The sequence below is a fragment of the Rhodanobacter sp. B05 genome, assembly GCF_002001085.1.
Taxonomy (GTDB): domain Bacteria; phylum Pseudomonadota; class Gammaproteobacteria; order Xanthomonadales; family Rhodanobacteraceae; genus Rhodanobacter.
In genome coordinates this window covers 73,022-98,626 of the sequence record NZ_MUNU01000019.1, presented here as the reverse complement: position 1 = coordinate 98,626, position 25,605 = coordinate 73,022, and the positions used below count along the sequence as shown (strand labels likewise).

The 25,605-nt window shown below is 65.8% G+C and carries 24 protein-coding genes, 1 tRNA gene and 1 riboswitch; of the genes, 17 read left to right on the top strand and 8 right to left on the bottom strand.

Translation table 11 applies throughout. The features are described 5' to 3' along the window. Nucleotides 1–14: 14 nt before the first annotated feature. Nucleotides 15–2,936, bottom strand: coding sequence for an aminomethyl-transferring glycine dehydrogenase (gcvP, locus tag B0E47_RS13940; RefSeq protein ID WP_077514884.1), 2,922 nt, complete (start codon nt 2,934–2,936; stop codon nt 15–17). 39 nt (nt 2,937–2,975) lie between these two features. Then, nucleotides 2,976–3,076: riboswitch (glycine riboswitch) on the bottom strand. Between the two features lie 218 nt (nt 3,077–3,294). On the opposite strand from gcvP, the gene B0E47_RS13935 reads away from it, so the two are divergent. After that, on the top strand, nt 3,295–3,729 hold the full coding sequence (locus tag B0E47_RS13935) for a VOC family protein (RefSeq protein ID WP_077514883.1): 435 nt from the start codon (nt 3,295–3,297) through the stop codon (nt 3,727–3,729). A gap of 137 nt (nt 3,730–3,866) precedes the next feature. Here the strand turns inward: B0E47_RS13935 and B0E47_RS13930 are convergent. After that, nucleotides 3,867–3,953, bottom strand: a tRNA-Leu gene (locus tag B0E47_RS13930). A 237-nt stretch (nt 3,954–4,190) separates the two neighbouring features. Between B0E47_RS13930 and rnr the strand changes: the two genes are divergently transcribed. Genes rnr through B0E47_RS13915 form a run of 3 tightly spaced genes read left to right on the top strand, consistent with a single transcriptional unit; the run spans nt 4,191 to nt 7,836 of the window. After that, nucleotides 4,191–6,794 carry a ribonuclease R gene (rnr, locus tag B0E47_RS13925; protein ID WP_139351474.1) on the top strand — a complete coding sequence of 868 codons (2,604 nt, stop codon included), beginning with the start codon at nt 4,191–4,193 and terminating at the stop codon, nt 6,792–6,794. Then, nucleotides 6,791–7,537 carry a 23S rRNA (guanosine(2251)-2'-O)-methyltransferase RlmB gene (gene rlmB / locus B0E47_RS13920; RefSeq protein WP_077514881.1) on the top strand — a complete coding sequence of 249 codons (747 nt, stop codon included), beginning with the start codon at nt 6,791–6,793 and terminating at the stop codon, nt 7,535–7,537. The genes rnr and rlmB overlap by 4 nt, the downstream gene beginning before the upstream one ends. Next, the gene (locus B0E47_RS13915; protein WP_077514880.1) at nt 7,534–7,836 is read left to right on the top strand and encodes a hypothetical protein; all 303 of its coding nucleotides are present in this window, start codon (nt 7,534–7,536) and stop codon (nt 7,834–7,836) included. The genes rlmB and B0E47_RS13915 overlap by 4 nt, the downstream gene beginning before the upstream one ends. An 84-nt stretch (nt 7,837–7,920) precedes the next feature. Here the strand turns inward: B0E47_RS13915 and rnt are convergent, their stop codons facing one another. Together rnt and B0E47_RS13905 are read right to left on the bottom strand one after the other, a co-directional pair. After that, nucleotides 7,921–8,580, bottom strand: a complete 660-nt coding sequence (rnt, locus tag B0E47_RS13910) for a ribonuclease T (protein ID WP_077514879.1) — start codon at nt 8,578–8,580, stop codon at nt 7,921–7,923. 103 nt (nt 8,581–8,683) lie between these two features. Beyond that, nucleotides 8,684–9,166 carry a peroxiredoxin gene (locus B0E47_RS13905; RefSeq protein WP_077514878.1) on the bottom strand — a complete coding sequence of 161 codons (483 nt, stop codon included), beginning with the start codon at nt 9,164–9,166 and terminating at the stop codon, nt 8,684–8,686. Nucleotides 9,167–9,362: 196 nt separating this feature from the next. Here B0E47_RS13905 and B0E47_RS13900 point away from each other — a divergent pair, with 196 nt between their 5' ends. Next, entirely contained in the window at nt 9,363–9,749 is a 387-nt protein-coding gene (locus B0E47_RS13900; RefSeq protein ID WP_254422978.1) for an Hsp20/alpha crystallin family protein, read from the top strand. A 107-nt stretch (nt 9,750–9,856) separates the two neighbouring features. Next, the gene (locus B0E47_RS13895) at nt 9,857–10,756 is read left to right on the top strand and encodes a DnaJ C-terminal domain-containing protein (protein WP_077514876.1); all 900 of its coding nucleotides are present in this window, start codon (nt 9,857–9,859) and stop codon (nt 10,754–10,756) included. Nucleotides 10,757–10,832: 76 nt separating this feature from the next. On the opposite strand, the gene typA is transcribed toward B0E47_RS13895, so the two are convergent. Continuing rightward, nucleotides 10,833–12,659, bottom strand: a complete 1,827-nt coding sequence (gene typA, locus B0E47_RS13890; protein WP_077514875.1) for a translational GTPase TypA — start codon at nt 12,657–12,659, stop codon at nt 10,833–10,835. 480 nt (nt 12,660–13,139) lie between these two features. Here typA and B0E47_RS13880 point away from each other — a divergent pair, with 480 nt between their 5' ends. From B0E47_RS13880 to B0E47_RS13845, 9 genes are all read left to right on the top strand, one after another. Next, nucleotides 13,140–14,555: a cbb3-type cytochrome c oxidase subunit I gene (locus tag B0E47_RS13880; RefSeq protein ID WP_077514873.1), complete on the top strand. Its 1,416-nt coding sequence runs from the start codon at nt 13,140–13,142 to the stop codon at nt 14,553–14,555. After that, on the top strand, nt 14,552–15,544 hold the full coding sequence (locus tag B0E47_RS13875; RefSeq protein ID WP_077514872.1) for a cytochrome c: 993 nt from the start codon (nt 14,552–14,554) through the stop codon (nt 15,542–15,544). The genes B0E47_RS13880 and B0E47_RS13875 overlap by 4 nt, the downstream gene beginning before the upstream one ends. 15 nt (nt 15,545–15,559) lie before the next feature. Continuing rightward, entirely contained in the window at nt 15,560–15,721 is a 162-nt protein-coding gene (locus B0E47_RS17060; protein ID WP_168171075.1) for a hypothetical protein, read from the top strand. Between the two features lie 11 nt (nt 15,722–15,732). Further along, nucleotides 15,733–16,209, top strand: coding sequence for a cytochrome C (locus tag B0E47_RS13870; RefSeq protein ID WP_077514871.1), 477 nt, complete (start codon nt 15,733–15,735; stop codon nt 16,207–16,209). Between the two features lie 106 nt (nt 16,210–16,315). Beyond that, on the top strand, nt 16,316–16,657 hold the full coding sequence (locus B0E47_RS13865) for a carboxymuconolactone decarboxylase family protein (protein ID WP_077514870.1): 342 nt from the start codon (nt 16,316–16,318) through the stop codon (nt 16,655–16,657). Continuing rightward, nucleotides 16,644–17,609: a cysteine synthase family protein gene (locus B0E47_RS13860; protein ID WP_254422945.1), complete on the top strand. Its 966-nt coding sequence runs from the start codon at nt 16,644–16,646 to the stop codon at nt 17,607–17,609. Before B0E47_RS13865 ends, B0E47_RS13860 begins: the two co-directional genes overlap by 14 nt. A 202-nt stretch (nt 17,610–17,811) precedes the next feature. Then, entirely contained in the window at nt 17,812–19,569 is a 1,758-nt protein-coding gene (locus B0E47_RS13855; protein ID WP_077514868.1) for a 3-hydroxybutyrate oligomer hydrolase family protein, read from the top strand. Nucleotides 19,570–19,824: 255 nt separating this feature from the next. Beyond that, nucleotides 19,825–20,334 (top strand): peptidylprolyl isomerase, encoded by a 510-nt coding sequence (locus B0E47_RS13850; RefSeq protein WP_077514867.1) that lies wholly within the window; start codon nt 19,825–19,827, stop codon nt 20,332–20,334. A gap of 139 nt (nt 20,335–20,473) precedes the next feature. Continuing rightward, nucleotides 20,474–20,905 (top strand): YidB family protein, encoded by a 432-nt coding sequence (locus B0E47_RS13845; protein WP_077514866.1) that lies wholly within the window; start codon nt 20,474–20,476, stop codon nt 20,903–20,905. Between the two features lie 93 nt (nt 20,906–20,998). On the opposite strand, the gene B0E47_RS13840 is transcribed toward B0E47_RS13845, so the two are convergent. Then, nucleotides 20,999–21,256, bottom strand: coding sequence for a GlsB/YeaQ/YmgE family stress response membrane protein (locus tag B0E47_RS13840; protein ID WP_077514865.1), 258 nt, complete (start codon nt 21,254–21,256; stop codon nt 20,999–21,001). Nucleotides 21,257–21,468: 212 nt separating this feature from the next. Between B0E47_RS13840 and B0E47_RS13835 the strand changes: the two genes are divergently transcribed. Then, the gene (locus B0E47_RS13835; protein WP_077514864.1) at nt 21,469–22,668 is read left to right on the top strand and encodes an aminotransferase class I/II-fold pyridoxal phosphate-dependent enzyme; all 1,200 of its coding nucleotides are present in this window, start codon (nt 21,469–21,471) and stop codon (nt 22,666–22,668) included. 125 nt (nt 22,669–22,793) lie between these two features. Continuing rightward, a complete protein-coding gene (locus B0E47_RS13830; protein ID WP_077514863.1) occupies nt 22,794–23,777 on the top strand; it encodes a malate dehydrogenase in 984 nt (327 codons plus the stop codon). 116 nt (nt 23,778–23,893) lie between these two features. Here the strand turns inward: B0E47_RS13830 and B0E47_RS13825 are convergent, their stop codons facing one another. Both B0E47_RS13825 and B0E47_RS13820 read right to left on the bottom strand, forming a co-directional pair. After that, on the bottom strand, nt 23,894–24,286 hold the full coding sequence (locus tag B0E47_RS13825) for a response regulator (protein WP_168171074.1): 393 nt from the start codon (nt 24,284–24,286) through the stop codon (nt 23,894–23,896). An 87-nt stretch (nt 24,287–24,373) separates the two neighbouring features. Continuing rightward, nucleotides 24,374–25,588, bottom strand: coding sequence for a cation:proton antiporter (locus B0E47_RS13820; protein ID WP_077514861.1), 1,215 nt, complete (start codon nt 25,586–25,588; stop codon nt 24,374–24,376). Nucleotides 25,589–25,605: the final 17 nt, after the last annotated feature.

The following is a 25,605-nucleotide window of genomic DNA, read 5'->3' as shown; positions in this document are numbered from 1 at the left end:
GTCCAGCCTTCGCCTCAGGCGTCCGCCTCGTCCTTGTGGGCATCCACCGGGATGCAGGCGCACATGATGTTCTTGTCGCCATAGACGTTGTCGACCCGCCCGACCGGCGACCAGTACTTCTGCAGCTTCAGACTGGCCAGTGGGAACGCGGCCAGTTCGCGCGGATAGGCGTGGGTCCACTCGCTGGCCGAAACCATCGTCGCGGTGTGCGGGGCGTTCTTCAGCGGGTTGTCCTCGCGGTCCAGCCTGCCGTCCTCGACGGCGCGAATCTCGTCGCGGATCTGGATCATCGCGTCGATGAAGCGGTCCAGCTCGATCTGCGATTCGCTTTCGGTCGGTTCCACCATCAAGGTGCCGGAGACCGGGAAGCTCAGCGTCGGCGCGTGGAAGCCGAAGTCGATCAGCCGCTTGGCCACGTCCTCGGCGCCGATGCCGGTGGCGTCCTTGAGCGGGCGCAGGTCGAGGATGCACTCGTGCGCGACCAGGCCATTGCGGCCGGTGTACAGGGTCGGGTAGTGCGTTTCGAGCCGCTTGGCGATGTAGTTGGCATTGAGCAGGGCAACCTGGGTGGCCTTGCGCAGGCCTTGCTGGCCCATCATCGTGATGTACATCCAGCTGATCGGCAGGATGCTGGCGCTGCCGAAGCTGGCGGCGCTGACCATGCCGACCGGGCTTTCCTCGCCGAGCTTCCTCGGCAGGAACGGTGCAAGGTGAGATTTGACGGCGCACGGGCCGACGCCCGGGCCGCCGCCGCCGTGCGGAATGCAGAAGGTCTTGTGCAGGTTGAGGTGGCTGACGTCCGAGCCCCACTTGCCGGGCTTGGCCACGCCGACCAGCGCGTTCATGTTGGCGCCGTCGGTATACACCTGACCGCCGCGCGCGTGCACGATCTCGCAGATCGCCACGATGTCTTCCTCGAACACGCCGTGGGTGGACGGGTAGGTGATCATCAGCGCGGCCAGACGATCCGAATACTTCTCGGCGGCGCGGCGGATGTCCTCGACATCGACGTTGCCGTTGGCGTCGCACTTGGTCACCACCACGCTCATGCCGCACAGGTGCGCGGAAGCGGGATTGGTGCCGTGGGCGGATTCGGGGATCAGGCAGATGTCGCGATGGGCCTCGCCGCGCGAACGGTGGTACGCGCGGATCGCCAGCAGGCCGGCGTATTCACCTTGCGCGCCGGAATTCGGCTGCAGGCTCACTGCGTCGTAGCCGGTGCACTCGACCAGCATCGCTTCCAGGCCTTCGATCAGTTCCTTGTAACCGGTGGTCTGCGCCGCCGGTGCCAGCGGATGGATGTTGCCAAACTCCGGCCAGGTCACCGGAATCATCTCGGCGGTGGCGTTGAGTTTCATCGTGCACGAACCCAGCGGGATCATCGTGCGATCCATCGCCAGGTCCTTGTCGGCCAGCGCGCGCATGTAGCGCAGCAGTTCGTGCTCGCTGTGGTGGGTGTTGAACACCGGATGGGTGAGGAAGTCGCTCTGGCGCAACAGCGTGCGTGGCAGCGCGTCGTGGACTTCGGCATCGAGCGCGTCGATGGTCACTCCCGGCATCCTGCCTTCCGCGACACTAGTGCTTCCCTGCACGTCGTCGGCCAGTTCCGCGCCGAACAGGCCCGCCAGCGCGACGACGTCAGCGCGCGTGGTGGTCTCATCCAGGCTGATGCCGAGGCTGCTGGCATCCAATTCGCGCAGGTTGATGCCGGCGGCGCGCGCCTTGGCGTGGACGGCGGCGGCATCGATGCCGGTGATGTGCAGCGTATCGAAGAAATCGCCGTCCACCTTCACCCCGGCCCGGCGCAGCGCGACGGTCAGGATCACGGCGAGGCGATGCGTGCGGCGCGCGATGCGGGTGAGCCCGACCGGACCGTGGTAGACCGCGTACATCGAGGCCATCACCGCCAGCAGCACCTGCGCGGTGCAGATGTTCGAGGTCGCCTTCTCGCGGCGGATGTGCTGCTCGCGCGTCTGCAGGGTGAGGCGGTAGGCGGCCTTGCCCTCGCTGTCGATGGAGACGCCGATCAAACGGCCCGGCATCGAGCGCTTGTACGCGTCGCGGCAGGCCATGAAGGCGGCATGCGGGCCACCGTTGCCGAACGGCACGCCAAAGCGCTGCGAGTTGCCCACCACGATGTCGGCGCCCCACTCGCCGGGTGCGGCGATCAGGGTCAGTGCGAGCAGGTCGGTGGCCACCGCGACCAGACCGCCGCGCGCATGCACGGCGTCAGCGATGGCCTGGTAATCGTTGATGCTGCCGAAGGTGTCCGGGTACTGCAGCAGCACGCCGAACGCCTCGGTGCCGGCCGCGTCATTGTCGGCGCCGACCACCAGCTCGATGCCCAGCGGTTCGGCGCGCGTGCGCACCACTTCCAGCGTCTGCGGATGCACGCCGCTGGACACGAAGAACACGTTCGACTTCGACTTGCACGAGCGCTTGGCCAGGGTCATCGCCTCAGCCGCGGCGGTGGCTTCGTCCAGCAACGAGGCGTTCGCGATCTCCATGCCGGTGAGGTCGGCGCACATGGTCTGGAAGTTGATCAGCGCCTCCATGCGGCCCTGCGAGATTTCCGCCTGGTACGGTGTGTACGCGGTGTACCAGGCGGGGTTCTCCAGGATGTTGCGCAGGATGACGTTCGGCGTGAGGGTGCCGTAGTAGCCCTGGCCGATGAAGCTGCGGAACACCTGGTTCTTGTCGGCAATCGCGCGGATCTTGGCCAGCGCTTCCTCTTCGGTGATCGCCTCCGGCAACGCCAGCGGCGCGGCGGACATGATCGAGCCGGGAACGATGGCGTCGGTCATCGATTCCAGCGAATCGTGGCCGATCACGTGCAGCATCTGCGCGATCTCGGCGTCGTCCGGACCGATGTGACGTTCGATGAACGCGCCGTGGTGCTCGAGGTCGCGCAGGGAAGGGGAGGAGTTGTGGCTCATGAGCGGGCATCCGAAGACTCGCGTGCCGTGCCGCACGCGGGGCGCCCCTCTGTCCTTTTGCCTGAGAGTTTGGAAACGCGATGCCTGCGCTTCGTGCCCCTTCGGCGCCGGATTCAACCGGTCTCTCCAGAGTGTTCGCACATGATGGTATGGGAGCCTGAGCGATTACGGGCGTTGCGTCTTCGGCAGCGGCACGGGCCCGGTCAAGGGCCGCCCGCTTCTCCCACCATGCGTTTACCGCGGCGATTATACAGGGGGATCCGGCGCGCGTTGCAGCCCGCGGGGCGCGGTTCAGGGAACTCCGATCGCCGGCCCGCGCTATGCTCGGACACCCTATCCCCGACCCGGCGGAGCCCCCATGATCCGTATCGGCGAAATCGACCACGTGGTGTTGCGCGCCATCGACATCGTGGTCATGCAACGCTTCTACTGCGACGTGCTCGGCTGCCGCGAGGAACGCCGGCAGGACGAGATCGGCCTGGTGCAGCTGCGTGCCGGTGCCTCGCTGATCGACCTGGTGGCCGTCGACGGCAAGCTCGGCCGTCATGGCGGCGCTGCACCAGGCAAGGCGGGCCACAACATGGATCACCTGTGCCTGCGCGTGGAGGATTACGACGAGGCGGCGATCCTGGTGCACCTGAAGGTCCATGGCGTGCGCGTCGGCGAACTGGGTTCGCGCTACGGCGCGCAAGGTGAAGGCCCGTCTATCTACCTGTACGACCCGCAGGGCAACATGGTCGAGCTGAAGGGACCAGCGGCAAGGGTTGCGATCACCTCTCACCGTTCACCCTGAGCGTAGGCCCGAAGGGTCGAAGGGTCGAAGTCGAAGGGCCCTTCGACTCCGCTGCGCTACGCTCAGGGTGAACGGTGGGGATTCAGCAAACCCTGAAAAGACGAAAGCCGCCTTGAGAGGCGGCCTTCGTTTACAATTGGTGCCCAGGAGAGGACTCGAACCTCCACGGAGTTGCCCCCGCTAGCACCTGAAGCTAGTGCGTCTACCAATTCCGCCACCTGGGCAGGTGTCACACCGCTCTGCGAGTTGCGTGAGCCGCGTAATGTAGGCATCGGCCGCCGGCTTGTCAACTCTTTTTCACATTCACCGAACGCGTCATGTCATTCTGCGCGGCGCTTGCACCACAAGGATATTTAGTGACCAGAAAAACTCCCCCGAAGCCCGGCCAGGGCCCGGCTCATCATTCATCCGGAGAGCGGAGCAAATCCGCCGATCCAAAGCAGCGCCCGGGCACCGCTCCCATGAAGCGACGCAACAAGGCCGCCGCAGGTGCCGTACCTGACCCGCATGCCGATCGCGAGGCGCAGCGCTACGCGCGCCCCATCCCCAGTCGCGAAGCCATCCTCGCCCTGCTCGACGAGCGGGGCGAGCTGCTGACCGAGGCGCGCATCGCCGAAGCGCTCGCCATTGACGAGGAGGCCGATCTTGAGGCGTTGCGCAAGCGCCTCGCCGCGATGGTGCGCGATGGTCAATTGCTGCTCGGTCGGCGCGGCGGTTACGCGCCCACGCAGAAGCTCGACCTGATCGCCGGCCGCGTGCTGGCCAATGCCGAAGGCTACGGTTTTCTGCGCCCGGACGAGGGCGGCGAGGATCTGTACCTGTCGCCGCAGCAGATGCGCGCGGTGATGCACGGCGACCGCGTGCTGGCCAGCGTGGTCGGCATCGACCGCCGCGGGCGCAGGCAGGGCGCGATCGCCGAAGTGCTGGAACGACGTTCGCCGCGCCTGGTCGGTCGGGTGTTGATCGAAGATGGCGTGACCCTGGTCGCGCCGGACGACCGCCGCCTCAACCAGGACGTGATGATCAAGCCGGGCCAGGAGCAGGGCGCGCGTGCCGGCCAGATCGTGGTGGTCGAGATCACCGCGCCGCCGACGGCGCAGCGTGGCCCGGTCGGCGAAATCCGCGCCGTGCTGGGTGAGCGTCTGCAGCCGTCGCTGGTGGTGGAGATGGCGATCGCCAGCCACGACCTGCCGCACGAATGGCCGGCCGAAGTGCTGCGCGATGCGGCGCAGGTCGAATCGGTGGTGACCGCCGCCGAGCGCGAGGGCCGCACCGACATTCGCAAGCTGCCGCTGGTCACGATCGACGGTGCCGATGCGCGCGACTTCGATGACGCGGTGTATGCCGAGCCGAAGCGTGGCGGCGGCTGGCGCCTGATCGTGGCGATCGCCGACGTGTCGCACTACGTGCAGGTCGGCAACGCGCTGGACCGCGAAGCCTACGAGCGCAGCACCTCGACCTATTTCCCCGGTTTCGTGGTGCCGATGCTGCCGGAGACGCTGTCCAACGGCATCTGCTCGCTGAACCCGCAGGTCGAGCGCCTGTGCATGGTCTGCGACATGCTGGTCGATGCCGAAGGTAACGTGACCAAATCGAAGTTCTATGACGCCGTGATGCTGTCGCATGCGCGCCTCACCTACGACAAGGTATGGCAGGCGGTCGGCCTGCGCGAGAAGGACGCTCGCCATGAAGTGGCCGACGTGTTGCCACAGCTGGAAAATCTGCATGCGCTGTACAAGGCGATGGCCGGCCAGCGCAAGCGCCGTGGCGCGATCGACTTCGAGACGCCGGAAGTGAAGTTCCGTCTCGACCAGACCGGCAGCGTGGAGTCGATGGGCGCTACCGAGCGCAACGACGCGCACAAGCTGATCGAGGAATGCATGATCGCCGCCAACGTGCAGGCGGCGCTGTTCCTGGAGAAGAAGAAAATTCCGGCGCTGTTCCGTGCGCACGAGCCGCCGCCGGCGGAGAAGTACGAGGACCTGCAGCAGTTCCTGCGCGAGTTCAAGCTGCGCATGCCGCCGGTCGATGAAGTCACGCCGGCGGATTTCGCCGAGATCCTGCGCATGGTGCATGACCGCCCGGAGCGCGAATTGATCCAGAACGTGCTGCTGCGCTCGCAGAGCATGGCCGCCTACCAGCCGGACAACCGCGGCCACTTCGGCCTGGCGCTTACGGCTTACGCGCATTTCACCTCGCCGATACGCCGTTATCCGGATTTGCTGGTGCATCGCGCGATCCGCTACGCGTTGACCAACGGCAAGCCGGCCGACTACACCTACAGCCCCGCCGAGATGGCGGCGATGGCGATCCATTGTTCGCAGCGCGAACGCCGTGCCGAGGAAGCCGAGCGCGACGTGGACGAGCGCTTCAAGTGCGCGTGGATGGAAAAGCACATCGGCAGCGAGTTCGAGGGCGTGGTCACCGGCGTCACCTCGTTCGGCCTGTTCGTGGAACTGGACGAGTCGAAGGTGTCCGGCCTGGTGCACATCAGTCAGCTGGCCAACGACTATTACCACTTCGATGCGACGCGAAAGTTGCTGAAGGGCGAACGCACCGGCGCGCAGTTCCGCCTCGGCGACCACGTGCGCATCCAGGTGCTGCGCGCCAGCCTGGAGGACCGCAAGATCGACTTCCGGCTGGTCTCGCCGCGTACGCCGGCCACGCCGCCGACCGGCAGCGGCAAGGCGTATGACTACGCCGCCGCGGGCGAGCGTTATTCGTTGCCGAAGAAGGCCGTCGCCACGGCCAAGGCGCCGGGCATGTTCGGCCGCGCCGCCAAGGCGATCGGCCGTGCGTTCGGTCGCAAGGAAACGGAGGTTCCCGCGTCGGCACCGGCTCCGCGCAAGGTGGCGGCGAGCGATCATCCGCCGCCGCGTGCGCAGCCGGCGGCAACACGTCGACATGCCGGTGCGCCAAAGCCGGGGCGCAAGGCCGAGCCGTCGTCCGAGCGGGGTTCGGGCAAAGGCGGTTCGTCCAGGCGCGGGCCGGCTCCGGCTGACGCGTCGCGTGGTGCACCGAAGAAACACACCGGCCGCAAACCGAAACCGAAAGGCAAGCCATGAGCGAGAGCTGGATCGTCGGGATCAACCCGGTCGAAGGCGCGTTGAGCAACGATGCCGAGCGCGTGCGCGAAGTACTGGTCGAGAACGGTCAGCGCAATGCGCGCGTGCTGGAACTGGCCGAGCGCGCGAAGAAGTTGAACATCCCGGTACTTCATCGTCCGCGTGATGAGCTGGACCGGCATGCCGGCGAAGCGCGCCATCAGGGCGTGGCGGCGCGTTACGAGGCCGCGCCGGCCGCGCACGAGAACGACCTGGCCGGCCTGCTCGAACGCGACGGCAGCGACACCCTGGTATTGGTACTCGACGGCGTCACCGATCCGCACAACCTCGGCGCCTGCCTGCGCAGCGCGGCGGCGACCAAGGTCACCGCGGTGATCGTGCCGAAGGATCGCGCGGTCGGCCTGACTCCGGTGGTGCGCCGCGCTTCCGCTGGTGGGGCGGACCGGGTGCCGCTGATCGCGGTGACCAACCTGGCGCGCACGTTGCGCGAGCTGAAGGACGCCGGTGTATGGATCACCGGCCTGGCCGGCGATACCGACACCACCATCTACGGCGTCGACTTCAAGGGGCCGGTAGCACTGGTGCTGGGCAGCGAAGGCGAGGGTATCCGTCGGCTGACCCGTGAGCTGTGCGATTTCGTGGCGAAGATTCCGATGCCGGGCAGCATGGAAAGCCTCAACGTTTCCGTGGCCACGGGTGTCGTCCTGTTCGAAGCCCTGCGACAGCGGAGTGTGAAGCGATGAATATCTTCTGGTACGACTGGGCCGGTTATATCGGCGTGGCCCTGGTGTTGCTGGCGTTCTTCCTGTTGCAGGCACGCAAGCTGCAGGGGCATGGCCTGATTTATCAGTTGATGAATATCCTGGGCGCGCTGGGCGTGATGGTGTCGCTGCTGTTCGGCGCCAGCCCGATCAACTGGCCGGCATTCCTGATGCAGATCGCCTGGATCGTGATCAGCGGCTACGGCATCCTGCGCGGACTGCAACTGCGCGGTTCGCCGCGCACCGGTCAACCGTACGATTCGTCGCGAGGCAACGGATAAGACACAACTTGCCATGCGTGCCGAGGCAGTGACACGTGCTCAGTTGGCGCGTCCCTGGTGAGCGGACCGCCCTGACTCCGGTTTTCAGGCGTCGTTGACGCCGGAGTGCGCCAGCTCGATCAACTCCAGCTGACGCCAGCGGTTGACCACGCTGCAGAACAAATCGGCCGTGCGTTCGGCGTCGTACACCGCTGAGTGTGCTTCACGGCTGTCGAAGGCGAGGCCTGCCGCCAGCACGGCCTTGCTCAGCACGGTCTGGCCGTAAGCCAGGCCGCCGAAACTCACGGTGTCGAAGCAGCTGAACGGATGGAACGGATTGCGCTTGTGTCCGCAGCGGCGCACCGCCTGGTTGAGAAAACCCAGGTCGAACGCGGCATTGTGGCCGACCAGGATCGCCCGCTGGCAGCCCGCCTCGCGCACCGCCTCGCGGACGACATGGAAGATGTGATCCAGCGCCTGCCGCTCGGGCACCGCACCACGCAAGGGGTTGTCCGGGTCGATGCCGGTGATCTCCAGCGAGCGAGGGTCGAGGTTCGCACCGGGGAACGGTTCCACGTGTGTGGAGACCACGGGTTGCCGCGCCATGAAACCGGACTCGTCCATGCACAGCGGTACCGCCGCGATTTCCAGCAGCGCGTCATGCTCGGCGTCGAAGCCGCCGGTCTCCACGTCGACGACCACCGGCAGAAATCCGCGAAACCGCTCGGCCATGCGGGCTGCGTTGCTGTTGTTCACGATATCCATCGGCGCAGCATATCAGCCGTGGGCGACGCTTCGGTTTCGGCATGCCCTGGCTCTTCGCCGGAATCGCCACACCGTGATCGATGAACCGATGTCCGCTGCATCATCAGCGAGTGATCGCGGCGAGCATCGCCTCGGCGCTGGAGACGCGCAGTTCGCCCGGTGCTTCGAGGTGCAACTGGCGCACCACGCCATCTTCGGCGTACAGGGCGAAACGTCGGGTGCGCAGCCCCATGCCGAAGTCGGTGCCGTCGAGTTCGAGGCCCAGCGCGCGGGTGAAGCTGGCGTTGCCATCGGCAAGCATCAGCAGGCCGGGAGGTACCTGTTGCGCGGCGGCCCATGCCTGCATGACGTAGGCGTCGTTGACGGCGAGGCAGATCACGTCGATGCCGCGCGTCCGGAATTCGCTGAAATGGGCGATGTAACCGGGCAGGTGCCGGTTCGAGCAGGTTGGCGTGAAGGCACCGGGCACGCCGAACATCACCATGTTGCGCCCGGCGAACACGGCGCCCGTCTGCGCGGGCCGGATGTCGCCGTCGATGATCTTGATGGGTACGTCGGGAAGGGTGTCGCCAGACTGGATGCGCATGCGGGACTCGCCGGGAGAGGGGTTGCCCATGCTAATGCGTTCAGCGGGGATTGCCTTGAATCGGTGGCGAATGCACCTATCTCCGGAACAGGCGGCGATCGTGCCGCAATACTTTCGAGGAGACAGAGAGATGAACCATAGCCGTCAATCCATCTGGGGCCGTGACTTCGTGCCGTCGGACGACTTTCGCCAGGTGATGGGCCGTTTTTTCGGCGCCGGCGACAGCGATCAGTCCACCGTGGAAACCAGCCAGTGGGCGCCGCGGGTTGATATCCGCGATGAGGACAAACGCTTCATGATCCTGGTCGATGTGCCGGGCGTGGACCCGTCCACGATCGAGGTGAGCATGGACAAGAGCATCCTCACCATCAAGGGTGAGCGCAAGGTCGACAGCGAGGAAAGCGCTGGCAAGCTGACCCGGCAGGAACGTGTCCATGGCAGCTTCCATCGCCGCTTCGCGCTGCCGGAAAGCGCCGATGCCGATGGCATCAGCGCGCATGGCAAACATGGCGTGCTGGAAATCTCGATCCCGAAGAAGGCGGAAACCACGCCGCGTCGCATCACGATCCATACCGCGAACTGAGCGCGGCGTTCCTGACGCGGACGGTGTGAAAGCCCGCCCCGGCGTGGATAATGATCCGCGCTGGGGCGCGGCCTTTTGTCGCGAGATACCGATCATCGGGAGCGGGCGTGGAATTCAAAGACTATTACGAAATCCTGGGCGTCAAGCCGGACGCGAGCGAAGCCGAGATCAAGGCGGCGTATCGCAAGCTGGCGCGCAAATACCACCCGGACAAGAACAAGGAAGGCGGCGCCGAGGAGAAATTCAAGGCGGTCAACGAAGCCAATGAAGTGCTGAAGGACGCCGAGAAGCGGCGTTCCTACGACCAGTTGCGTGCCGGCGGCTATCGCCAGGGCGAACAGTTCCGGCCGCCGCCGGGATGGCAGGGACAACAGCAGGGTTTTGGCGGCGACGAGGGCGATTTCAGCGACTTTTTCGAGAGCCTGTTCGGGCGTGGCGCCGCGGCGGGCGGCCATCGCGGCCAGCCGCGACCGCGGCGTGGACAGGATGTGCAGGCCTCGGTGCAGATCGACCTGCAAACCGCATTCGATGGTGGGCGCACGCGCCTGGCGATGCACGACCCGACAGGCGGCGAGCGCGTGCTTGAGGTTAAGATCCCCGCGGGCATCCAGCCGGGCCAAGTGATCCGGCTGTCCGGCCAGGGCCAACCCGGCATGGCCGGTGGCCCGAAGGGCGATCTGCTGCTGGAAGTGGGCATTCGCGACGACGCGCGCTTTCGCCTCGATGGCCGCAACGTGGTGCATGTGTTGCCGATATCGCCGTGGGAAGCTGCGCTCGGCGCCACGGTGCCGGTACCCACGTTGGCCGGTACGGTCGATCTGCGGATTCCGGCGGGCTCGCAATCGGGGCGCAAGTTGCGCCTGAAGGGACGTGGCATGCCCGGTGCGCACCCGGGGGATCAGCTGGTGGAGTTGTCGATCCGCACGCCGGTGGCCGACAACGACGCACAGCGCGAGGCCTATGAAGGCATGCGCGCGAGCTTCGCGGATTTCGACCCGCGCCGCTGAGTTGCAACGCCGAAAGCAAATCGGGCAGAAGCCGGTTCGGCCGACTTCTGCCCGATTCGTGGGGCGCGACAGCAGCTCAGCTGCGCGAAGCGCGCTTGCGATCGTTCTCGGTGAGGTGCTTCTTGCGCAGGCGGATCTCCTTCGGGGTGATCTCGACCAGCTCGTCGTCGTCGATGAAGTCCAGCGCCTGTTCCAGGGTGAACTTGATCGCCGGGGTCAGCTGGATCGCATCGTCCTTGCCCGAGGCGCGCATGTTGGTCAGCGGCTTGGGCTTGATCACGTTGACGGTGAGGTCGTTGTCCTTGGCGTGGATGCCGACCAGCTGGCCTTCATACACATTGTCGCCTTCAGCGGCGAACAGCTTGCCGCGATCCTGCAGAGGCCCGAGCGAGTAGGCCGGGGTGGTGCCGCCGGCATTGGCGATCATCACGCCGTTGAGGCGCTTGGCGATCTGGCCTTCTTCCCGCGGGCCGTAATGATCGAATACGTGGAACAGCAGGCCCGAACCCTGGGTCAGGGTCTTGAACTGGTTCTGGAAGCCGATCAGGCCGCGCGCCGGAATCTCGTAATCCAGACGCACGCGACCCTTGCCGTCCGATTCCATGTTCTTGAGGCTGCCCTTGCGTGTGCCGAGCCGTTCCATCACGGCACCCTGGTGGACTTCCTCCACGTCGACCACCAACTGCTCGATCGGCTCCATCTTCTGGCCGTCGATTTCCTTGATGATCACTTCCGCACGCGACACGGCCAGTTCGTAGCCTTCGCGACGCATGTTCTCGATCAGCACCGACAAATGCAGCTCGCCGCGACCGGAGACCAGGAACTTGTCCGCGTCGGAGCCTTCCTCGACCTTCAGCGCCACGTTGTGCACCTGCTCGCGATCGAGGCGTTCGCGCAGCTGGCGACTGGTCAGGAACTTGCCGCCGGAGAGATCCTTGTTGCCGGCGAACGGCGAGTTGTTGACCTGGAAGGTCATCGAGATGGTCGGTTCGTCGACGGTCAGCGCCGGCAACGCCTCGGGCGTGTCCAGCGCGCAGATCGTGTCGGAGATGGTCAGGTCGGCGATGCCCGAGATGGCGACGATGTCGCCGGCTTCGGCGCTGTCCTGCTCGATCCGCTCCAGGCCGAGGAAGCCCAGCACCTGCATCACCTTGCCCTGGCGCTTCTTGCCGTGGCGATCGATCACGGCGACCGGCATGCCCTTCTTCAGGGTGCCGCGCTGGATGCGGCCGATGCCGATGACGCCGACGAAGCTGTTGTAGTCGAGCTGGCTGATGCGCATCTGGAACGCGCCATCCGGATCCACGTCCGGCTTGCTCACGTGCTGCATGATCGCTTCGTACAGCGGCGTCATGTCGCCTTCGCGCACGTTCTCGTCCAGGCCGGCATAGCCGTTCAGCGCCGAGGCGTAGACGATCGGGAAATCCATCTGCTCCGGCGTGGCGCCGAGGCGGTCGAACAGATCCCACACCTGCTCGACGACCCACTCGGGGCGCGAACCCGGGCGGTCGACCTTGTTGATCACCACGATCGGCTTGAAGCCCATCGCGAACGCCTTCTGCGTCACGAAGCGCGTCTGCGGCATCGGGCCGTCCATCGCGTCGACCAGGATCAGCACCGAGTCGACCATCGACAGCACGCGCTCCACTTCGCCACCGAAGTCCGCATGTCCCGGCGTGTCGACGATATTGATGCGGTTGCCCTTCCAGGTGATCGCGGTGTTCTTGGCCAGGATCGTGATGCCGCGTTCCTTTTCCTGGTCGTTCGAGTCCATCACGCGCTCGGCCAGCACGGTGCGCTCGCTCAGCGTGCCCGATTGCTTGAGCAGGCAGTCGACGAGGGTGGTCTTGCCGTGGTCGACGTGGGCGACGATGGCGATATTGCGCAGGTTTTCGATGGACATGGGATCGACTCGGGTGGCGCATGCAGCCACCACGTGGGTTATCGGAAGGTTAACCCGAGGATTATACGGGTTTGCGCGGCAGCGTGGGTGTTCTCGTGTCGGGTGTTCAGGCTGGCACCGCCACCGGTTCCCGTGCCGGATGCACCGGCCAGCGCGCGGCGATACCCGTCGAAAGACAATATGCGGAGGTTTGGCCCGGGCATTCTTTTGGACTGCACTGACCCGCCAGTCATGGTCCTGCCACCCGCACCCACGATCACCCCACCGCTGTTCAGCGTGGCCAGGTCAGCCTGCGCGCAGGCCTGATCGCCGGCCGCAGTCACCTGCGCTGCAGCGGAGGGCAGGGGGAAGCTTTGGGCGCTCTCGCGCCAGAGCTGGCGATCGCCTGATCTGGGTCAACGCCGCGCGTGCCGCCCGGGCGTAGATTCAGCGGGATCGACGCCCGGGCGGACGCCGTACCACGTGCAAGCGGGTGGGACGATGCAGGCAAGCACTACGGGACGCCACGCAGCGGCGGGCGCGGAAGACGATCGCGCGTTGGCCGCGGTATTCACTGCGTACACCGTGTCAGCCACGGCCTGGCTGTTGTTCGCCACCGCGGTGGGGCTGCTGCTGGCGTTCAAGTTCGGTGCGCCGGACTTCTGGGCCGCCAAATACCTGACTTTCGGCCGACTGCGGCCGATCCACACCAACGACACTTTCTACGGCTGGGCCAGCATCGGCCTGGTCGGTCTGGCGTATTACGTCGCGGCGCGCAGTTGCGGCACGAGGTTGTACAGCACCAGGCTGGCCTGGATCGGGTTGGTGCTGTTCAACCTCGCGGCGGTCGCCGGCACCATCGCGCTGGAGCTGGGTTACAACTGGGGCGATCTGGAATACCGCGAGTGGCCGTGGCCGATCCGGCTGGTCTTCCTCGCCGCGCTGCTGGTGACCGGCTGGAACCTGATCGGCACGGTGGCGCGACGCAACGCCGAAGACATCTACCTTTCCAACTGGTACACCATCTGCGGGGTGCTGTGGACCTGCGTCATCGCGATCGTCGCGACCCTGCCGTGGTACCAGTACGGCCTGGGCCAGGTCGCGATCTCCGGTTACTACATGCACAACGCGGTGGGCATGTGGTTCACGCCGCTGGCGCTGGGCGTCTTCTACTACGCGATCCCGAAGATCCTCAGCCGTCCGATCTATTCCTACGCGCTGGGTGTGTTCGCGTTCTGGACCAACCTGTTGTTCTACCCGCTGCTCGGCGGCCATCACTTCCTGTTCAGTCCGCTGCCGTGGTGGCTGCAGACCACCGCGATCGTGTTCAGCGTGGCGATGCTGGTGCCGGTATGGGGTGGCAGCGCGAACTACCTGCTGACCATGCGCGGCCGCTACCGCGACATGACCCATTCCTATCCGTTGATGTTCATCTTCGTCGGCGTGATCGGTTACCTGGTCGGCTCGACCCAGGGCACGGTCGAGGCGTTCCGGTCGATGCAGGCAATCTGGCACCTCACCAACTTCACGGTCGGGCATTCGCACCTGACCATGTATGGCTTCGTCACTTTCGCAGTGTGGGGCGGCATCTATGCGCTGCTGCCGCTGGCGACCGGCAAGAGTCCCGGCCGGCTGGGCATCGCGATGCATTTCTGGATGGCGCTGGTGGGCAGCTTCATCTACGTGATCGCGCTGTCGATCGGTGGCACTATCCAGGGCCTCGACTGGCTGCATCAACTGCCGTTCATCCAGTCGGTGGTGGACATGAATCCGTATTGGGTCTGGCGCGGCGCGGGCGGCCTGCTGATGTTCCTGTCGCATATCGTGTTCGCCTGGAACGTGTGGCGAATGACCTCGGGGCAGGCGGGTAACGCCGCCTCGCCGATCCTGGCCCGGAGCGGGGAGGCGGCGGCATGAACAAGTTGCTGCAGATCGCCGGTGGCGCGGTGTTGATCTATATCTGCATCGTGCTGGGGATTGCGGTGATCCCGGCGATCGACCTGTCGAAAACCCCGCCCGGTCCGGACGTGAAGCCGCTGACTGCGCTGCAGGCCGAAGGCCGCGATGTGTATGCCGCGAACGGCTGCGGCTACTGCCACACGCAGCAGGTGCGCCCGCTGCCGGAGGACAAGGTGTTTGGCCGTCCATCCGCACCTGGTGACTTCGCGTATCAGACGCCGGAACTGCTGGGTTCCGAACGCACCGGCCCCGATCTCACCAACGTCGGCAGCAGCAAGCCCAGCGACGTGTGGCAGTACATTCATCTGTTCGATCCCCGCGCGGTGGTGCCCGAATCGATCATGCCGAACTTCAAGTTCCTGTTTCGCGTGGTGACGACGGTCCCGCCGGGCGAGACCGCGGTGCCGGTGCCGGCCGCGTTTGCGCCGAAGGAAGGCCAGGTGGTTCCGACGGCGCAGGCCAAGGCGTTGGTCGCCTACCTGTTGTCGTTGAAGCAGACGTCGATTCCGGGCTACGGCATGAACGGCGGCATGGGCGGCATGACCTCGGCGGCGCCGGCCGCGATGCCGGCATCGCCTTCGACGTCCGCGTCCGCCAGCGGCGGCTACAACTACGATGCGGCGAAGGGGCGGGCCCTGTTCACGGCCAACTGTTCCGCCTGCCATCAGGCCACGGGTGAAGGCGTTCCCGGTGCATTCCCGCCGCTGAAGGGGAACGCTGCGGTGGACAGCGCCGATCCGACCCTGCACATCCATACCGTGTTGCAGGGCGCGCACGGCGTCACCATCGGCGGCGTGGCATACAGCAGCGTGATGCCGCCGTTCGCTGCCCAGTTGAGCGATGCCGAGATCGCCAACATCATCAATTACGAGCGCAGTTCGTGGGGCAATCACGCCAGGGCGGTGACGCCGTCCGACGTGGCCGCCGTGCGGGCGAAGGGCCAGTGAGCGGGAGAACCTGAAATGCAGATGTCCGGAGGGCCGTTCTGGGGTAACGTCATCATTATCGCGATCTCGGGCGCGATCACGATCGGCTGTTTCGTCGCGATGTTCTGGATGATTTTCCGGCCGGGCGAGAAAGACCCGCAGCATGCCAAGTACGACATCCTGCGCAAGGACCGTTGAGGGAATCCGCCATGCCCAATCCCCACGTACGCGTCTACCTCGACGACGACCTGCAGCCGGTGATCGACCGTGAACTGCCGACCGAGCTGACGCTCGACACCCGCAAATTGGCGGACGGCCCGCACCGCCTGATCATCCGCGCCGAGGATCACGGCGGCGCCGAAGGTGTCGAGGAAATTCCGTTCCACGTGCAGAACGGACCCGGCATCCTCGTTTCGGGGTTGCGTCCGGGCTCGACCCGCCGCGGCGAGTTGCACCTGACGGTGGATGCGTTCAGCACCGACGATCCATTCGATCCGCGTCGCGCCGAGGCACGCTCCTCGATCCCGGTCTGGGTCTGGGTGATGTGCCTGTTCGTGGTGGCATGGGCGGTGTTTTATGCGGGACGGATGTGGGACGTGCCGGCGCAGTACCGCGACACCCCCACCTATGGCCCGCCGCCGTCGACCAGTCCATCACCTGCTCCGGCACCGGCGCCGGACAAGTAGCGGGGCGGGCCTCGTCGCCGTCCACCGGCCGTGCCAGACGGTTTCGGTCACCATCAGGCTGCCGTGCACGGCGTCAGCCAGCGCACAACAAACGCAGGAGTTCATCATGGAAGCAGCGATGTATCCACCAGCCACCAGCGAGCTGGCACGCAAGCGCCGCGAGTTGGCGCCTGAGCCGCTCAAGGCGTTCAAGGCATTCAGCGCCGCCGTATTCGCCGACGGCGCGCTGCCCAATGTCACCAAGCAACTGATCGCGGTGGCCGTGGCGCATGTCACGCAATGTCCTTACTGCATCAAGGGACATACCGCCGAGGCCCTGAAACAGGGGGCTACCGAACAGCAGATCATGGAGGCGATCTGGGTCGCCGCCGAAATGCGCGCGGGCGGCGCCTATGCCCATTCGGCGCTGGCGCTGGACGTCATGCAACACACGCATGGGGGCGGTTGACGTGGGCACGCGATTTACCGCGGTATCCGGCAGCATCCTGGACGCCGTCGGGGATACCCCACTGCTGGAAATCGAGGGCGTCTTTGCCAAGATCGAGTTCGTCAATCCCTCCGGCTCGATCAAGGCACGCATCGCCAAGTACATGATCGAGCGCGCCGAGCGGGAGGGGCTGCTCAAGCCGGGCGACACCATCGTGGAGGCCACCAGCGGCAACACCGGCAACGCGTTGTCGATGGTGGCCGCGGTGAAGGGCTACCGGATGCTGGTGGTGATGCCCGAAGGGCTCTCCAGCGAGCGGGTGGCGATCTCGCGCGCGTTTGGCGCCGAGGTGCTGTTCTGCGGCAATTTCCATGTCAACGAGGCGCTGGCGCGGGCGAAGGAACTGGGGCAACAGCCGCATCATTTCTGTCCCAGTCAGTTCGAGTCGGAATGGAACGTGGATGAGAACCGGCAGGTCCTGGGGCCGGAGATCCTCGCCCAGTTGCCGGCCGGTCGGGTGCCCGATGCCCTGGTCCTTGGGGTGGGCACCGGCGGCACCCTGATCGGGGTCGGTCAGGCCTTTCGTGCGGTCAACCCCAACGTCCGCCTGTTTGCGATGGAGCCGTCCGAGTCGTGCACGATCCTGTGCGGGGAGATTGCGGCGCATACCATCGAGGGCATTTCCGATGGATTCGTGCCCGGCATCTTCCAGCGCCACGCCAGCCTGGTGAACGAGGTGCTGTCGGTGTCCAGCGTCGACGCGGTGACCGAGATGAAGCGGCTGGCACGCAGGCATGGTCTGTTCTGCGGCCCCAGTTCCGGTGCGCACATGCTGGCAGCGCAGCGCATCCGCGCGAGCTTTCCGGAACTGCGCACCGTGGTCACCGTGTTCTGCGACGAAGGCGAGAAATACCTGCACGAGTACTTCATGTTGCCCGCCAGCACCGAGGTCGGCGCCACCCACTTCGCCTGACGACGCACGGTGATCGCCGGGCCGGCAGCAAGGTGCGCCGCCGCCAGCTTGTCGACCTCGTTCCGGTCGGGTGGGCGGGCTTTCTTCTGCTGATGTCGCGATCAACGAATCAGCCCGCCGATCGATTTCTTGCTGCACGCCGACGCCGGTTTCAGTCATGCTGTTCGACTGTGCCGGAGAAGCGGCAGCAGGAATACCGATCATGCGTGAACTTCACATCGGCAGCGTGCGGACCACCGAGCACCGAGGCCAGGACGACCTGCTCAGCGCGGGACTGAGGCTGGCCGGTCTGGCCGGCGCGCCCGCGGCATTCGCGGCATTCGCCAATCCGTTGGCTCCGACCGCGGCGGAACTGCGGCGGCGGGCGATCCAGACCAGTTGGAAAGGCATTGCCGATCTCGGACCGCTGGGTGGCTACGGCACGGTGTATGGCGGTGTGCCGGATGTGCCGGGCCGCGAATATCAGGCGTTTGCCCGCATTCCCGGCGCACGCGCGCCGCATCGCGTGCTGCTGCAACTGCCCGACCACTTCGACAGGCAGAAGCGCTGCCTTGTCGTCACCGCGTCGTCCGGTTCGCGCGGCATCTACGGCGCGATCGCGCTGGCTGGCGCCTGGGGCCTGCCGCATGGTTGCGCGGTGGCGTACACCGACAAGGGCACCGGCGCCGGTTACTACGACTACGCCGACAACAGCGGCGTGGCGCTGGATGGACGCCGCGCGAAGCGCGGCGAGGCTGAACTCGAGTTCCAGCCGCCGCCGGCGCCATCGAGCGCAGGTATCGCGGTGAAGCAGATGAACTCCGGCGACAACCCGGAGGCCGATTGGGGCCGGCATGTGATCCAGGCGGCGCAGTTCGGGCTGGCCATGCTCGATCGCGCGTTTCCCGACGACGCGCCGTTCACGCCGCAGAACACCAAGATCATCGCCACCGGCCTGTCCAACGGTGGTGGCGCGGTGCTGCAGGCGGCCGGTCTCGACAAAGAGCATTTCTTCGCCGGCGTGGTGGTGCTGGAACCGAACGTATACGTACAGGGTCACGGTCGCGCGATGTACGACTACGCCACCGAGGCGGCGATCTGGCTGCCATGCGCGTTGAGCAGCGAGCGTTTCGCGGCGGCGCCATTCGCACGTGGTCCGCGCGGCGTTTTGCCACCGGCATGGCCAGTGCGCTGTGCCAGCCTGCGCGCGCAGGGCAAGTTGAGCGGCAATACGGTGGCCGAGCAGGCGGCGCAGGCTTATCAATACCTGCACACCCGCGGCTGGACCGACGAGACGATGAGCACGGCCGCCAGCACGACGGCGTTCGACCTGTGGCGGGTAATTGCCGCAGGCTATGCCTCCTCGTACCTGCGCCGTGGCGCCACCGACATGCCGTGCGGTTTTCATTACGCGGCAATCGATGCCAAGGGTGCGCCCAGCGCCATTGATCCTGCCGCGCGGGCGGCATGGTGGGCCGATGGTTCGGGCATTCCGCCCGGCAACGGCATCGGCCTGCTCGGCGGCACCAGCGTCTCGACCGATCCCACCCTGATCGGCAGCGAACGCCTGCGCGCACTGTGGACCGGCGACGATCACGAGTCGCAGGCCTTGCACGCTTCCATTGCCGCCACCGCGGCCAAGTTGCCGCGCGACGACCTGCCGCTGTGGGTGATTCACGGCACCGGCGACGGCTTGCTGCCGACCGCGTTCAGCTCCGAGCCGTATGTGGCCTGGCTGCGTGATCAGGGGCGTCGACCGATCTACTGGAAGGTGCCGCACGCGCAGCACTTCGATGCGTTCCTGGCGCTGCCCGGTTTCGGCGACCGGCATGTGCCGCTGCTGCCGTATGGCTATGCGGCGCTGGACCGGCTGTGGGCACATCTGTGCGAGGGCGCGGCATGGCCGACCGATGTGCCGACGCCGGCGGTCCGGCCGCGTGGCGCGGGTGCGCTGGAGCGCAGCATGCTGGGCTTGCCGTAGAGCCTCACCGTTCGCCCTGAGCGTAGGCACGTAGGGCCGAAGTCGAAGGGCAGCTCTTCGACTTCCTCGCTCCTCAAAGCTGCGGCCATCCATGGCCGCTCCCCGCGTACGCTGCGCTACGCTCAGGTCGAACAGTGAGGCGAGGTTTGGCGTGGAAGCCATTGCTGCATGATTCACGTGTCGCGCTGGGTTATTCTTGGCAACCCGCGTGCCCGAGTCGTGGCACGTTGCAGCTTCCGAACCCAAGGATTTGCGATGACCATCCATGTCACCTTCACCACCAACCGCGGCACGATCCACCTGCGCCTGCACGAAGACAAGGCGCCGGTCACGGTCGCCAATTTCGTCAATCTGGCGAAGCGTGGCTACTACGATGGCTTGTCGTTCCACCGCGTGATCGCGGATTTCATGATCCAGGGCGGCTGTCCCGAAGGCAGCGGTCGCGGCGGCCCGGGTTACAAGTTCGAGGACGAGTTCAACGCCTCGCTGCGTCACGACAAGCCGGGCGTGCTGTCGATGGCCAATGCCGGCCCGCGCACGAATGGCAGCCAGTTTTTCATCACCCATGGCCCGACGCCTTGGCTGGACGGCAAGCACAGCGTGTTCGGCGAAGTGGTCGATGCCGCCGACATGGACGTGGTCAACGCGATCAAGCAGGGCGACACGATCGAGAAGCTGACCGTCGACGGCGACGTCGATGCGCTGCTGGCGGCGCAGTCCGATCGGGTCAAGGACTGGAACACGGTGCTCGACCAGCACGGCTGAGCGGCAACCCCCCGCCCCCTGGAAACCGCCAGCTGTCCGCTGGCGGTTTTTTTGTGCGCCGACGTCATGACAAATGAGGCTCTAAGTGCCTATGATCGACGGGCTACACACCTATCCACATTGATTAAGGAGAACGATCATGTCATTCCTCGACAGTTTGCTCGGAGGACAGGGACAACAGGCAGGTGCCGGTGCAGGTTCGTTGATTGGTGTGGCCGGCCAGCTGCTGCAGCAGGCGGGCGGCGTGCAGGGCCTGGCCAGCATGCTGCAGCAACACGGGCTGGGTGGTGCCGTGCAGTCGTGGATCGGTACCGGTGCGAACCAGCCGGTCTCGGGCGACCAGCTTGGCCAGGCGCTGCAGAGCGGCGGCATGGGCAACCTGGTACAGGAAGCGGCCAGCAAGCTGGGTGTTGATCCCTCCACCGTGCTCAGCGGCCTTTCGCAGGTGCTGCCGCATGCTGTCGACCATCTCACCCCCGATGGCCAGGTACCGGCGGCAGGTCAGGGCGGCGGCTTCAACCTCGGCATGCTGGAAGGTCTGGCCGGCAAGTTGCTGGGCGGGCAAGCCTGAAGCCGGACTATCGAACGAAATAAAAAGAACGGCGGGGATCACCCCGCCGTTCTTTTTTCCGAACGACGCGGACGCGCCGTTCGCGGGTGATGGCTACATGTGGAAGGCGTAGCGCAGAACCAGCAGCAGGACGATGGCGCCGATAATCGACATCAGGAAGCCGGCCGGGTGAAATTTCGCCCCCGGCTCCGGCCGCTTGATGAGATTGCCGAGCAGGCCGCCGATCAGCGAGCCCACGATGCCGACACCCGTCGTCATCAGGAAGCCCATGTGATCCGCACCGGGCAGGACCGCGCGCGCGATCAGGCCGATGAAGAAGCCGACGATGATGGACCATATCAGGTGGAACATGGATAGCTACCTCCCAAAGGTTGTGTTGAGTCGACCAACGCCGGCTTGCAACCGTGTTCACCTGGCCCGGCGGCATCCGCATCATGCAACGGGGGCAAGCCCCGCACCATAGGCCACCATCCGGCAAGTTTTTGCGATGCTGCGGAATGCCGCATCGCCGCATGCTAAAATTCACGGGTTTGCTGACCTCATCCCCTGACGTCGAGGAACCCATGCCCCAGCTTGCCCAGCGCGTCGGCCGCGCCAAACCCAGCGCGATCATGGTGATAGCCGAGAAGGCGAAGCAGCTCAAGGCTGCCGGCCGCGACATCATCAGCTTCTCGATCGGTGTGCCGAACTTCCTGCCGGGCGAGCATGTGTATGCCGCCGCGCGCGAATCGCTGTCGCACGACTCCGGCCAGTACGGCAGCAACCGCGGTGCCGAGGCGTTGCTCGACGCGTTCCTCAAGCACATCGAGGCGCTCGGCTTCAACGGCTACACGCGGATGAACCTGTCGATCGGCATCGGCGCCAAGCAGGTGCTGTACAACCTGGCCGAGGCGCTGCTCGACGAAGGCGACGAGATCTGTTTCGCCGCGCCGTACTGGACCAGCTACCGCGACATCGCCGACATCGTCGGCGCGAAGATCAACGTGATGCATTGCGGTGCGGAGCAGAACTACAAGCTCGCCCCGGCGCAGCTCGACGCCGCGCTGGCGCGCAAGTCGAAGGTGTTCCTGTTCAACAACCCGTCCAACCCGACCGGCATGGTCTACACCGGCGCGGAAATCGCCGCGCTGGCCGAGGTGCTGGCGAAGCATCCGGACACCTGGGTGATCACCGACGACATCTACAACTCGATGGTGTTCGACGGCCTCGGCTATCACAACTTCGTGTTCGCGAAACCCGAGCTGCGCGAGCGGGTGATCTTCGTCGATTCGGTCTCCAAGACGTACGGCATGCCGGGCTGGCGCGTCGGTCTGCTGGCGGGGCCGGAAGTGGTGGCCAAGGCGATCACCACGCTCAACTCCAACCACATCACCAGCCTGCCGGAAGTGATCACGGCGGCGGCGGTGGCGGCACTCAGCGGCCCGCAGGATATTCCCAGGGCCAGGTGCGCCGAGTTTGCCGGCAAGCGCGACACCGTGTTCGCCGCGCTCAGCGCGATTCCCGGCGTGGTCTGCCCACGGCCGCAGGGCGCGTTCTATGCGTTTCCGGATATTTCCGTGGCTTTCGGCAAGCACCACGGTGAGATGGCGATCAACGACGACGTCGAGTTCTGTGCCGCCTTGCTGGAAGCCAAGGGCGTTGCCTGCGTACCGGGTTCTGCCTTCGGCGAACCGCGCGCGATGCGCATTTCCTACACCTGTCCCACCGCGCAGCTGCAGCCGGGGCTTGATCGCATTACCGAATTTTTCGCCGAGTTGAGCTGAGTACGAAACCCGTAGGAGCCGCTTCAGCGGCGATGCTCTTGATTTCGCCGATGCCAACGCAAGAGCATCGCCGCTGAAGCGGCTCCTACGGGAAAATCGAATACCCCAAGAAGGAGTCAACATCCATGAAAGCCCCCGTTCGAGTTGCCGTCACTGGCGCCGCTGGCCAGATCGGTTATGCGCTGCTGTTCCGCATTGCCGCCGGCGACATGCTGGGCCCGGATCAGCCGGTGATCCTGCACCTGCTGGAAATCACTCCGGCGCTGCCGTCGCTGCAGGGCGTGGTGATGGAACTCAACGACTGCGCGTTTCCGACCCTGGCCGGCGTGGTGGCCACCGACGATGCGAATGTCGCGTTCAAGGATGTGGACTACGCCTTGCTGGTGGGTGCGCGTCCGCGCGGCCCCGGCATGGAGCGCAAGGATCTGCTGGAGGCCAATGGCGCGATCTTTGCCCCGCAGGGCAAGGCGCTGAACGCGTATGCGAAGCGTGACGTGAAGGTGCTGGTGGTCGGCAACCCGGCCAACACGAATGCCCTGATCGCCCAACAGAACGCGCCCGACCTGGATCCGAAGTGCTTCACCGCGATGGTGCGGCTCGACCACAACCGCGCGCTGTCGCAACTGGCCGAGAAGACCGGCAGCCACACCACCGACATCCGCAAGATGACGATCTGGGGCAACCACAGCTCGACCCAGTACCCGGACATCCATCACGCCACCGTCAACGGCAAGGCGGCGATGTCGCTGGTCGACCAGGCCTGGTACGAGAACGACTTCATCCCGACCGTGCAGCAGCGCGGCGCGGCAATCATCAAGGCGCGCGGCGCCTCGTCGGCGGCATCCGCCGCGTCGGCTGCGATCGACCACATGCGCTACTGGGCGCAGGGCACCGCCGAGGGCGACTGGGTCTCGATGGGCATTCCGTCGGACGGTTCCTACGGCATCGCACCGGGGGTGATCTACGGCTATCCGGTGACGGTGAAGAACGGCAAATACGAGATCGTGCAGGGCCTGGCGGTCAACGATTTTTCACGCGCGCGGATGGACGCCACCAACAAGGAACTGCGCGAAGAGCGTGCCGGCGTGGAGCATCTGTTCGCCAAGTGACGCTGGACTGGCTTCGCTCCCCGCGCCGACGGTGGACAGTCGTCGCCTGGATTTGATCGAGCGATGAAAACGGGCCGGCTTTTGCCGGCCCGTTTCTGTTCGTGACCAGGGTTGGCTCAGTCCACGTGTATCAGCTTGCGCGATTCTGCGGCGGCCCGGTTCAGCGCCGCATCGATGGCGTCGAGCAATTGTTCGCCGCCGAACGGCTTGCGCAGGAAGATGCCGCGCCGGGGTATCTCGTCGTGCTGCACTTCGTTGTCGGCGGTGATCACGACGATGGCGATCGTCGGGTGGCGCTCGATGGCGTGTTCGCAGAGCTCGATGCCGGTGGTGCTGCCGGCGAGTATGACGTCGGCGACGAGCACATCAATGCGGGCCTGTTCCAGGTCGCTGCGGGCACTGGCAACCCCGTGCGCGCGGATGCTGCGGAAACCCTCGGTACGTGACAACAGCAGATCGAGCGCTTCCAGCACCAGCGCGTCGTCGTCGACGATGAGTACGGTCTTCATGTCGTGTGTCCGTGGGGGTCCTCCCTCGCCGAAGAGCATAGCCCCAGTCGAGGGAAAAGCTTGCGCCTGCGAGAAGTCCGTGGAGCTTCAGCCGTCGGCTGAAGCCGTCTTCCCGTCGTCGCGCTGGCCGTCCTCACCCTGGCGCCGCAGCAACCACGCCAGTACCGGCGGCGTGATCATCGCGGTGAGCAGCGACATCGCCACGATGATCGCGTAGATCTGCTCGCTGAACACGCCAGCGGCCAGCCCCAGGCTGGCGATCACCACGCCGACCTCGCCGCGCGGCACCATCCCGAATCCGACGATGGCTGCGCTGCGTCTGCCCAGCGACAGCGCCCCGAGAAATCCGCCGGCCAGTTTGGAGGCGATCGCGATGAGCGTGACCACGGCCAGCATCCACAGCGCCTGGGCGCTGGCCAGTTCGGCCAGGTTGATCTTGGCGCCGGTGACCACGAAGAAGAACGGAGTGAGGAAGGCCAGCAAAGGCAGGGTCTGGTGTTCCAGCTCGTCGCGCTGGCGGGTCTCCGACGCGATCATGCCGGCGAGGAAGGCGCCGATGATTGCCGCCAGCCCGAACCGCGTCGACAGCCAGGCCAGCCCCAGGCACAGCGCCAGCACCAGGGTCAGCGCCGAATGCGGATTGATTGGGGCCTCCAGCCAGCCGGACTTGCTCCGCATCACGCGGGTGCCGCCCCAGCCGATGATCGCCACGAAACCGATCGCGCCGGCCAGGGTGAGCACCAGCGATTGCAGGTCCAGCGAACCGCCGCCCTGCAGCGACGACACCACGCCGAGCAGCAGCATGGCGAGGATGTCGTCGATCACCGCGGCGCCCAGGATCACCCGGCTTTCGGTTCGCTGCAGCACGCCGAGCTCCTGCAGCACGCGGGCGGTGATGCCGGCCGAGGTGGCCACGAAGGCGGCGGCCACGAACAGCGACTTGATCCACGCGAATCCCTCGCCATGCGCCCACAGGGCACCCGCGGCAAATGGCAGGATCACGCCCAGCGTGCCGACCAGGAAGGCGCTCTTGCCGACCTTCTTCAAATCGTCCAGCCGGGTTTCCAGCCCCACCGCGAAAAGCAGCAGGACCACGCCGATCTCGGCCAGCACATCCACCGGCGTTCCAGCCAGGATGTCCCCGGGCGAGAGCCAGCCCAGCAGGGACGGGCCGATCGCGCAGCCGGCGGCGATCTCGCCGACCACGCCCGGCAGCTTCAGCCGTTGTGCCACCTCGGCCCCGATCTGGGCGGCGATGAAGATGATGAAGAGGGTAAGCAGGATGTCGCTGGCGTGATGCATCGGCGTGATGGAGCCCG

Bases quoted from the DNA above. Each gene is read 5' to 3' on its own strand.
- B0E47_RS13905 (WP_077514878.1), bottom strand. From the start codon at position 9,166: ATGCGCATCCAGTCTGGCGACACCCTTCCCGACGTACCCATCAAGATC.
- gcvP (WP_077514884.1), bottom strand. From the start codon at position 2,936: ATGAGCCACAACTCCTCCCCTTCCCTGCGCGACCTCGAGCACCACGGC.
- B0E47_RS13915 (WP_077514880.1), top strand. From the start codon at position 7,534: ATGAATATCTTCTGGTACGACTGGGCCGGTTATATCGGCGTGGCCCTG.
- B0E47_RS13835 (WP_077514864.1), top strand. From the start codon at position 21,469: ATGCCCCAGCTTGCCCAGCGCGTCGGCCGCGCCAAACCCAGCGCGATC.
- typA (WP_077514875.1), bottom strand. From the start codon at position 12,659: ATGTCCATCGAAAACCTGCGCAATATCGCCATCGTCGCCCACGTCGAC.
- B0E47_RS13865 (WP_077514870.1), top strand. From the start codon at position 16,316: ATGGAAGCAGCGATGTATCCACCAGCCACCAGCGAGCTGGCACGCAAG.
- B0E47_RS13880 (WP_077514873.1), top strand. From the start codon at position 13,140: ATGCAGGCAAGCACTACGGGACGCCACGCAGCGGCGGGCGCGGAAGAC.
- B0E47_RS13840 (WP_077514865.1), bottom strand. From the start codon at position 21,256: ATGTTCCACCTGATATGGTCCATCATCGTCGGCTTCTTCATCGGCCTG.
- B0E47_RS13875 (WP_077514872.1), top strand. From the start codon at position 14,552: ATGAACAAGTTGCTGCAGATCGCCGGTGGCGCGGTGTTGATCTATATC.
- B0E47_RS13850 (WP_077514867.1), top strand. From the start codon at position 19,825: ATGACCATCCATGTCACCTTCACCACCAACCGCGGCACGATCCACCTG.
- B0E47_RS13870 (WP_077514871.1), top strand. From the start codon at position 15,733: ATGCCCAATCCCCACGTACGCGTCTACCTCGACGACGACCTGCAGCCG.
- B0E47_RS13830 (WP_077514863.1), top strand. From the start codon at position 22,794: ATGAAAGCCCCCGTTCGAGTTGCCGTCACTGGCGCCGCTGGCCAGATC.
- B0E47_RS13900 (WP_254422978.1), top strand. From the start codon at position 9,363: ATGGGCCGTTTTTTCGGCGCCGGCGACAGCGATCAGTCCACCGTGGAA.
- B0E47_RS13820 (WP_077514861.1), bottom strand. From the start codon at position 25,588: ATGCATCACGCCAGCGACATCCTGCTTACCCTCTTCATCATCTTCATC.
- B0E47_RS13825 (WP_168171074.1), bottom strand. From the start codon at position 24,286: ATGAAGACCGTACTCATCGTCGACGACGACGCGCTGGTGCTGGAAGCG.
- rnr (WP_139351474.1), top strand. From the start codon at position 4,191: ATGAAGCGACGCAACAAGGCCGCCGCAGGTGCCGTACCTGACCCGCAT.
- B0E47_RS13845 (WP_077514866.1), top strand. From the start codon at position 20,474: ATGTCATTCCTCGACAGTTTGCTCGGAGGACAGGGACAACAGGCAGGT.
- rnt (WP_077514879.1), bottom strand. From the start codon at position 8,580: ATGGATATCGTGAACAACAGCAACGCAGCCCGCATGGCCGAGCGGTTT.
- B0E47_RS17060 (WP_168171075.1), top strand. From the start codon at position 15,560: ATGCAGATGTCCGGAGGGCCGTTCTGGGGTAACGTCATCATTATCGCG.
- B0E47_RS13935 (WP_077514883.1), top strand. From the start codon at position 3,295: ATGATCCGTATCGGCGAAATCGACCACGTGGTGTTGCGCGCCATCGAC.
- rlmB (WP_077514881.1), top strand. From the start codon at position 6,791: ATGAGCGAGAGCTGGATCGTCGGGATCAACCCGGTCGAAGGCGCGTTG.
- B0E47_RS13855 (WP_077514868.1), top strand. From the start codon at position 17,812: ATGCGTGAACTTCACATCGGCAGCGTGCGGACCACCGAGCACCGAGGC.
- B0E47_RS13860 (WP_254422945.1), top strand. From the start codon at position 16,644: ATGGGGGCGGTTGACGTGGGCACGCGATTTACCGCGGTATCCGGCAGC.